At 73.4% G+C, this 8,679-nt stretch carries 8 protein-coding genes; 6 read left to right on the top strand and 2 right to left on the bottom strand.

Annotated elements, in window-relative coordinates; translation table 11 throughout:
* The 4 genes from EOINJALH_RS01840 to EOINJALH_RS01825 form a co-directional block, all read left to right on the top strand.
* On the top strand, positions 1-855 hold an 855-nt coding region (locus tag EOINJALH_RS01840), incomplete at its 5' end, for an enoyl-CoA hydratase family protein (protein WP_234413617.1).
* 160 nt (positions 856-1,015) lie between these two features.
* Positions 1,016-2,191 (top strand): acyl-CoA dehydrogenase family protein, encoded by a 1,176-nt coding sequence (locus tag EOINJALH_RS01835; protein WP_088278607.1) that lies wholly within the window; start codon positions 1,016-1,018, stop codon positions 2,189-2,191.
* 11 nt (positions 2,192-2,202) lie between these two features.
* Entirely contained in the window at positions 2,203-3,846 is a 1,644-nt protein-coding gene (locus EOINJALH_RS01830; protein ID WP_088278606.1) for an AMP-binding protein, read from the top strand.
* Positions 3,843-4,238: a RidA family protein gene (locus EOINJALH_RS01825; RefSeq protein WP_088278605.1), complete on the top strand. Its 396-nt coding sequence runs from the start codon at positions 3,843-3,845 to the stop codon at positions 4,236-4,238. The genes EOINJALH_RS01830 and EOINJALH_RS01825 overlap by 4 nt, the downstream gene beginning before the upstream one ends.
* On the opposite strand, the gene EOINJALH_RS01820 is transcribed toward EOINJALH_RS01825, so the two are convergent.
* A complete protein-coding gene (locus tag EOINJALH_RS01820) occupies positions 4,216-5,847 on the bottom strand; it encodes a PAS domain-containing sensor histidine kinase (RefSeq protein ID WP_158219611.1) in 1,632 nt (543 codons plus the stop codon). The genes EOINJALH_RS01825 and EOINJALH_RS01820 overlap by 23 nt on opposite strands.
* 10 nt (positions 5,848-5,857) lie before the next feature.
* A complete protein-coding gene (locus EOINJALH_RS01815) occupies positions 5,858-6,457 on the bottom strand; it encodes a thymidine kinase (RefSeq protein ID WP_088278603.1) in 600 nt (199 codons plus the stop codon).
* Between the two features lie 100 nt (positions 6,458-6,557).
* Between EOINJALH_RS01815 and EOINJALH_RS01810 the strand changes: the two genes are divergently transcribed.
* Together EOINJALH_RS01810 and EOINJALH_RS01805 are read left to right on the top strand one after the other, a co-directional pair.
* Positions 6,558-7,538: a tripartite tricarboxylate transporter substrate binding protein gene (locus EOINJALH_RS01810; RefSeq protein ID WP_088278602.1), complete on the top strand. Its 981-nt coding sequence runs from the start codon at positions 6,558-6,560 to the stop codon at positions 7,536-7,538.
* Positions 7,535-8,677 carry an MBL fold metallo-hydrolase gene (locus tag EOINJALH_RS01805; protein WP_088278601.1) on the top strand — a complete coding sequence of 381 codons (1,143 nt, stop codon included), beginning with the start codon at positions 7,535-7,537 and terminating at the stop codon, positions 8,675-8,677. The genes EOINJALH_RS01810 and EOINJALH_RS01805 overlap by 4 nt, the downstream gene beginning before the upstream one ends.
* The last annotated feature ends 2 nt before the right edge of the window (positions 8,678-8,679 follow it).

Here is an 8,679-nt window from a genome sequence, read left to right as displayed (position 1 = left end):
CCCCAGACCCCTCGCGTCGACCCCGCCCTCGCCGCCGGCAACCGCTGCGCACTGGCCGGCCACCGGCCCACCCACTTCGGCTGGCAGGTGATCGACCGCGTCGCCACCGTCACGCTGAACCGGCCCGAGCGCAAGAACCCGCTCACCTTCGAGTCCTACGCCGAGCTGCGCGACCTGTTCGGCCGGCTGAAGTACGCCGACGACGTGTCGGCCGTGGTGCTGCACGGCGCCGGCGGCAACTTCTGCTCGGGCGGCGACGTGCACGAGATCATCGGCCCGCTGGTGCGGCTGAAGGCGCCCGAGCTGCTGATGTTCACCCGCATGACGGGCGACCTGGTCAAGGCCATGCGCGCCTGCCCGCAGCCCATCGTCGCGGCGATCGACGGCGTCTGCGCCGGCGCCGGCGCCATCCTGGCCATGTCCAGCGACCTGCGCGTGGGCACCGCGCGCAGCAAGACCGCCTTCCTGTTCAACCGTGTCGGGCTGGCCGGCTGCGACATGGGCGCCTGCGCCATGCTGCCGCGGCTCATCGGCCAGGGCCGCGCGTCCGAGCTGCTGTACACCGGCCGCTCGCTCGGCGGCGACGAGGGCCTGGCCTGGGGCTTCTTCAACCGCCTGGCCGCGCCCGACGCGCTGCTGGACGAGGCCACCGCGATGGCCCGCGACATCGCCGCCGGCCCCACCTTCGCCAACGGCATCACCAAGACCATGCTGCACCAGGAATGGGCCATGACCATTGAGCAGGCGATCGAGGCCGAGGCGCAGGCCCAGGCGCTGTGCATGCTCACCGAGGACTTCCACCGCGCCTACGACGCCTTCGTCGCGAAGCGCAAGCCCGTGTTCGAGGGCAACTGACATGAAACCCCCCCCAGCTCACTGCGTTCGCTGCCCCCAAAGGGGCGGGTCAGCCCCTTCGGACGGCCGGGCGGTGCTGACATGACGCCCCCACGCTCACTTCGTTCGCTGCCCCCCAAGGGGGCGCGTCAGTCCCTTCGGGCGGCCGGGCGGTACTGACATGGCTGCCCCCGACCACCTCGACTGGCCGTTCTTCGACGAGCGCCACCGGCGCCTCGCGGGCGAGCTCGACGCCTGGGCCGCCGCGCACCTGGCGCACGCCCACGGCGACGATGTCGATGCCGAGTGCCGTGCGCTGGTGAAGGCGCTCGGTGCCGCCGGCTGGCTGCGCCACGCGGTGGCCGGCACCGCTCACGGTGGCGTCGCCGAGGCCATCGACACCCGCAGCATCTGCCTGTTGCGCGAGACGCTGGCGCGGCACTCGGGCCTGGCCGACTTCGCCTTCGCGATGCAGGGCCTGGGCTCCGGCGCCATCAGCCTGGCCGGCACGCCCGCCCAGCGCGCCGCCTGGCTGCCCCGCGTGGCGCGCGGCGAGGCCATCGCCGCCTTCGCGCTGAGCGAGCCCGAGGCCGGCTCCGACGTTGCCGCGATGGCCTGCGCGGCACGCGCCGACGGCGACGGCTACCGGCTCGACGGCGAGAAGACCTGGATCTCCAACGGCGGCATCGCCGACTTCTACGTGGTGTTCGCCCGCACGGGCGAGGCGCCGGGCGCGCGCGGCATCTCCGCCTTCATCGTCGAGGCCGGCACGCCCGGCCTCGAGATCGCCGAGCGCATCGAGGTGATCGCGCCGCACCCGCTGGCGCGGCTGCGCTTCGACAACTGCCGCGTGCCGGCCGGCGCCCGCATCGGCGCGCCGGGCGAGGGCTTCAAGATCGCGATGCGCACCCTCGACGTGTTCCGCACCTCGGTGGCCGCGGCCGCGCTGGGCTTCGCCCGCCGCGCCATGCAGGAGGGCCTGGCCCGCGCCACCTCGCGGCGCATGTTCGGCCAGGTGCTGGCCGATTTCCAGCTCACCCAGGCCGCACTGGCCAGGATGGCCACCACCATCGACTCGGCCGCGCTGCTCACCTACCGCGCGGCCTGGCAGCGCGACCAGGGCCGCAACGTCACCCGCGAGGCGGCGATGGCCAAGCTCGCCGCCACCGAAGGTGCCCAGCAGGTGATCGACGCTGCCCTGCAGCTGTGGGGCGGCCTGGGCGTGACGCGCGGCCAGGTGGTGGAGGGCCTGTACCGCGAGATCCGCGCGCTGCGCATCTACGAGGGCGCCACCGAGGTGCAGCAGCTCATCATCGCCCGCGAGCTGCTGAAGCACGCCCCGGGCACTGCGCCTTGAAGGAGCCCGCCATGGCCGCCACCGCGCATGTCGACACCTTTGCCCGCGACCGCCTGCCGCCGCCCGACCAGCAGCCCGAGTACCTGTTCGAGCTGCCCGGCCTGCAGTTCCCCGAGCGGCTGAACTGCGCCAGCGCACTGCTGCGCGCGGCGCTGGCCCGCGGCTGGGGCAGCCGCGCCTGCATCGTGGCACCCGGCGGCCTGCGCTGGACCTATGCCGATCTGCAGGACCGCGCCGACCGCATCGCCCACGTGCTGGTGCGCGAGCTGGGCCTGGTGCCGGGCAACCGCGTGCTGCTGCGCGCGCCGAACAACCCGATGATGGCGGCCTGCTGGTTCGCGGTGGTGCAGGCCGGCGGCATCGCGGTGGCCACGATGCCGCTGCTGCGCGCCAAGGAGCTGGGCCAGGTGATCGCCAAGGCCGAAGTCAGCCACGCGCTGTGCGACCTCGCGCTGGCCGACGAGCTGGCCGCTGCCGCCGCGCAGCACCCGGTGCTGCGGCACGTGCGCCACTTCAACGACGCCGGCCCCGACGGGCTGGAGGCCGCCATGGCGCGCCACGACGGCCCGTTCACGGACGTGGACACCGCCGCCGACGACACCTGCCTCATCGCCTTCACCTCGGGCACCACCGGCCAGCCCAAGGGCACGGTGCACTTCCACCGCGACGTGATGGCCATCTGCGCCTGCTGGCCGCCGCACATGCTGCGCCCGGTGGCCGACGACGTGTTCATCGGCAGCCCGCCGCTGGCCTTCACCTTCGGCCTGGGTGGACTGCTGCTGTTCCCGATGGCCGTCGGCGCGTCCACCGTGCTGCTGGAGAAGGCCTCGCCGCCGGCGCTGCTGGACGCGATCCCGGCGCATGGCGCCACGGTGCTGTTCACCGCGCCCACCAGCTACCGGGTGATGGCCGCTGAGGCGGGCAAGCGCCGCCTGTCGGCCGCGCACGGCGGCACGCTGCGCAAGTGCGTGTCGGCGGGCGAGGCGCTGCCCGCGGCGACGCGCGCGCTGTGGGCGCTGCACACCGGCCTCGAGCTGATCGACGGCATCGGCGCCACCGAGTTGCTGCACATCTTCATCTCCGCCGACGAGGACCACGCCCGCCCCGGCGCCACCGGCACCGTGGTGCCCGGCTACCGCGCCTGCGTGCTCGGCGAGGACGGCCAGCCGCTGCCGCCCGGCCAGATCGGCCGCCTGGCCGTCAAGGGCCCCACCGGCTGCCGCTACCTGGCCGATGCGCGGCAGGCGCAGTACGTGCAGGGCGGCTGGAACCTCACCGGCGACGCCTACGTGCAGGACGAGGACGGCTACTTCCACTACTGCAGCCGCACCGACGACATGATCGTCTCGGCCGGCTACAACATCGCCGCGCCCGAGGTGGAAGAGGCGCTGCTGCAGCACCCCGCGGTGGCCGAGTGCGCGGTGATCGGCCTGCCCGACGAAGAACGCGGCCAGATCGTCAAGGCCTTCGTCGTGCTGCACGCCGGCCACGTCGGCGACGAGGCCACCACCCGCGCGCTGCAAGAGTTCGTCAAGCAGGCCATCGCGCCCTACAAGTACCCGCGTGCGGTGAGCTACCTCGCGCACCTGCCGCGCACCGAGACCGGCAAGGTCCAGCGCTTCAAGCTCAAGACAGCCCAGGAAGGCACCCCGTGAACGCTCTGCAACCCCCCGGCTGGCCCCGCCCCAAGGGCTATGCCAATGGCGTGCTCGCCCCGCGAGGCCGCAGCGTCTTCGTCGCCGGCATGATCGGCTGGGACGCCGAGGGCCGCTTCCCCAGCGACCGCCTGGCCGACCAGGCGCGGCAGGCGCTGGCCAACGTCGTGGCCGTGCTGGCCGAGGCCGGCGCACGACCCGAGCACATCGCCCGTATGACCTGGTACGTGACCAGCAAGCCCGAGTACCTGGCCGCCGGCCGCGAGATCGGCGCCGCTTTCCGAGAGCTGATCGGCAGCTACACCATCGCGATGAGCGCGGTGGAGGTGAGTGCGCTCATGGAGGACGCGGCCAAGGTGGAAATCGAGGTCACCGCGGTGCTGCCGGACTGACGGGCGCGGCCACCGTCCCGCCAGCGCCGGCGGCTCCTGCGGCCTCGGCCCGCGGCAGCCGCACCGTGAAGGTGGTGCCGTCGCCCGGCGCGCTGGCCACCGAGATGTCGCCGCCCATCGCTTCCACCAGCTGCAGCGACAGCGCCAGCCCCAGGCCGCGGCCCTCGACGCGGCTGTGCTCGGCGCCCAGGCGATCGAACGGGTGGAACAGCCGCGCCAGCTGGCTGGCGTCCATGCCGCAGCCGGTGTCGCTCACTTCGAGCACCACAGTGCCGGCCTCCAGGCGAGTGCTCACCGCCACCTGGCCGCCCGGCCGGTTGTACTTGACGGCATTGCTCAGCAGGTTGGCCAGCACCTGCTTCAGGCGCATCGGGTCGGCGCGCACCTGCAGCGCGGCCTGCGCGTGGTCGACGAAGTCCACCGCCGGCTGCGGCATGCCGGTGGCCACCATGCGCCAGGTCTCGGCCACCAGCGGCGCCAGCGCCACGGTGTCCAGGCCCAGGCTCAACTGGCCGGTGTGCATGCTGGACAGGTCGAGCACGTCTTCCACCAGGCCCAGCAGGTGCCGGCCGCTGGCGATGATCTGCAGCGCCCAATCGCGGTGGGTGGGCGTGACGCGCGCATCGGTGGCCATCAGCTGCGAGAAACCCAGCACCGCGTTCAGCGGCGTGCGCAGCTCGTGGCTCACCCGGCTGAGCAGCTGGCTCTTGGCCTGGCTGGCCAGTTCGGCACGGTCGCGCTCCAGGCGCAGCGCCTCGGCCTGCTTGCGCTCGGTGATGTCGACCATCACGCCCACCCGCAGCACGCCGCCGTCGCTGCCGTCCACCGTGTTCGAGGCCATGTGGACCCACTTCTCGCTGCCGTCGTCGAGCACGATGCGGAACTCGTCGAACATCGCGCCGCCACGCTGGCCCTTGGCGATGGAGTTCTTCACCGCCGCCTCGAGCCGGTGCCGGTCTTCGGGGTGGCGGAAGCGCGACAGCAGGCTGGCATCGGCCATCAACGCCTCGGGCGTCAGGCCGTAGAGCTGGCGCACGCCGTCGCTCACGAAGAGGTAGCGGCGCTGGCCGTCGGGCCCGATCTGGATGCGGTAGACCATGCCCGGCATCTGGTTGGCGATCTGACGGAACTGCGCCTCGCTGCGCACCAGCGCCTGCTGCGCCTGCATGCGCTGGGTGATGTCCTCGACCGTGCCCTCGTAGTACAAGACGCAGCCCTCGGCGTCGCGCACCACGTGCGCGTTCTCGCTGATCCAGCAGCGCTCGCGCGTGCGGTGGCGGTGCACCTCGGAGACGAAACCCAGCACCATGCCGCGCCGCTCGAGCCGATGGCGGAAGTCGCTGCGCCGCCCGGCGTCCACATACCACTCGGTGGCGATGTCGCCCACGGCCTGCAGCAGTTCGGCCTCGGTGTCGTAGCCATTCAGGCGCACCAGCGCCGCGTTGGCCCGCAGCATCCGGCCGTCGGGCGTCGAGCGGTAGGCCCCGATCGGCAGGAAGTCGAACAGCGTGGAGAAGCCGGCGTCGGCCGGCCCTGGCGCGGCCAGCGGCCCCGGCGCAGCCAGCGGCGTCGGCACGGCATCGTCCATCCCGGGCAAGCTGGGGTCCATGGCGCCACGCTCAGCCGAACAGGCCCGGGGCCAGCACCGCACCGCCGTCGTCGTCGGCGTAGAAGCACGACGGGCACACGGCGCGGTAGCGGTCATTGCCGCCGATCTCGACCTGGTCGCCGTCCTTCACGCGGCGGCCCTGGGCGTCGATGCGGATGTTCATGGTCGCCTTGCGCGCACAGGCGCAGATGGTCTTCATCTCCTCCACGTCGTCGGCCAGCGTCAACAGCATCGCGCTGCCGGGGAAGGCATCGCCGCGGAAATCGCTGCGCAGGCCATAACAGATCACCGGCAGGTGGCCGGCGTGGGCCAGGCGGTGCAGCTGGCGCACCTGCTCGGGCGTCAGGAACTGCGCCTCGTCGACCAGCACGCAGGCCAGCGTGTCGTCGCCCAGGCCGGCGCGGTCGAACACCGTCGACGGCGCGAAGGTCTCGGCCTCGCGCGTGAGGCCCAGGCGCGAGCCGATGGCGCCGCGGCCGTGGCGGTCGTCGTGGGCAGCGGTGAACAGGCGCACGCGCATGCCGCGCTCCTCGTAGTTGTAGGCCACCTGCAGCAAGGCGGTGGATTTGCCCGCGTTCATGGCCGCATAGCGAAAGTACAGCTTGCTCACCCGCGCACTGTATGCCAGCCGCCGACCCGGCAACAGCACGACCGCGCGGCACGCACTACGATGCCACCACCAGCCACCCCACACCAGGACCGCCCCCTTCATGCAACGCCGCCACCTGCTCCTGGCCCTGCCGGCCGCCTGGGCCACCCTCGGCGCGGCGGGCACCGCCCGGGCCCAGGCCTGGCCCGGCAAACCCATCCGGCTGGTGGTGCCCTTTCCGGCCGGCGGCGCCACCGACCTGCTGGCCCGCGCGCTGTCGCAGCGCCTGGGCGCGCAGCTCGGCCAGCCGGTGGTGGTGGACAACCGCGCCGGCGCCGGCGGCACGCTGGGCTCGGCCGAGGCGGCCAAGGCCGCGCCCGACGGCCACACGCTGCTGCTGGCCACCAGCAGCACGCACTCGATCGCGCCCCACCTGAACCCGCGCCTGCCCTACCAGGTGGAGACCGACTTCACGCCCATCGCCCACGTGGCCAACGCGCCCAACCTGGTGCTGGTGCCGCAGACCCTGCCGGTCAAGGACGTGAAGGAGCTGATCGCCCACGCCAAGGCCCGGCCCGGCCAGCTCAACTACGCCAGCAGCGGCAACGGCACCATCGTCCACCTCACCACCGAGGCCTTCAAGTCGCAGGCCGGCGTGTTCATCACCCACATCCCGTACCGCGGCACCGCGCTGGCCATCCCCGACCTGGTGTCGGCCAAGGTGCACCTGCTGTTCGACAGCGTGGTCTCGGGCATGCCGCACGTGAAGGACGGCAAGCTCAAGGCGCTGGCCATCACCAGCCGCACCCGCTCGCCGCTGGCGCCCGACCTGCCCACGGTGGCCGAGTCCGGCCTGCCGGGCTTCGAGTCGACCACCTGGTTCGGCCTGTACGCACCGCGCGGGCTGCCGGCCGAGATCGCCACGCGCCTGAACACCGAAGTGCACGGGGCCCTGGCCTCGGCCGACGTGCAGGAGCGCCTGGCCCGGCTCGGGGCCGACGCCATCACCCGCGGCAGCGCGGCCGACTTTGCCGCCATGGTGCGCGCCGACAGCGAGCGCTGGGGCCGCCTCGTGCGCGAGCGCCGGATCACGGTCGAATGAAGTCGCTCGGCCAGCGCGCGCAGGGCCTGCGCCTCGAACGCATGCGCGATTCGCCGCTGTGGGCCGGCGAGGGCTTCCGCAACCGCCACCCGGTGCTGGCCGGCCTGCGCGACGCCGTCGCGGCACGGCCCACGCTGAGCGACTTCCTGTGTGGCGGCCCGCGCCGCACGCCGGCCGGGCCGCTGCCCACGCACGACCCGCGCGAGGCCTGGCTGCGACCGCCGCAGAGTGGCCTGCGCGCCACCTGGCTGGGCCACTCGACGGTGCTGATCGAGATCGACGGCCACCGCGTGCTCACCGACCCGGTGTGGGGCGCGCGCGCCTCGCCCACCCGGCTGGCCGGCCCGAAGCGCTTCCAGCCGGTGCCGGTGCCGCTGGCGGCGATGCCCGACGTGGACGTGGTCGTCGTCTCGCACGACCACTACGACCACCTCGACCACCCGACGGTGCGCCTGCTCGCCCGCACCGCCGTGCCCTTCGTCGTGCCACTGGGCGTGGGTGCGCACCTCGAGGCCTGGGGCGTGGCACCCGAGCGCATCACCGAGCTCGACTGGTGGCAGTCGCACACCGTGCCGGGCACCGGCCTCGAGATCACCGCCGCGCCGTCGCAGCACTTCTCGGGCCGCGCGCTGTCGGACCGCAACGCCACGCTGTGGTCGTCGATGGTGATCCGCGGGCCACGCCATGCGGTGTTCTTCAGCGGCGACACCGGCCTGTCGACCGAGTACGCCACCATCCGCGACCGCCTCGGCCCCTTCGACCTGGCGATGCTCGAGGTCGGCGCCTTCCACCCCAGCTGGGGCGACATCCACCTGGGGCCGGCCAACGCGCTGAAGGCGCTCGACCTGCTCGGCCGGCCGCCGCTGCTGCCCATCCACTGGGGCACCTTCAGCCTGGCGCTGCACGACTGGGACGAGCCGCCCGAGACCCTGCTGGCGCTGGCGCCGCGGCACGGCGCCACCCTGCTGATGCCGACGCTGGGCACGCCCGTGCAGCCGGCCCAGGCCGGGCCGCTGCGGCCGTGGTGGCGCGACACCGTGGCCCGCGACGGCGCAGCCCCGGCCACGCCCGCGCCCGCGGCACCGCCACCCACCGCCGACCCGGCAGCGCCCCAGGCCATGCCCTGGCCGCTGGACTGAGC

Origin of the sequence: Ideonella sp. A 288 (assembly GCF_002198735.1) — a bacterium.
GTDB lineage: Bacteria > Pseudomonadota > Gammaproteobacteria > Burkholderiales > Burkholderiaceae_C > Pseudaquabacterium.
This window is presented reverse-complemented; position numbering and strand designations above follow the sequence as displayed.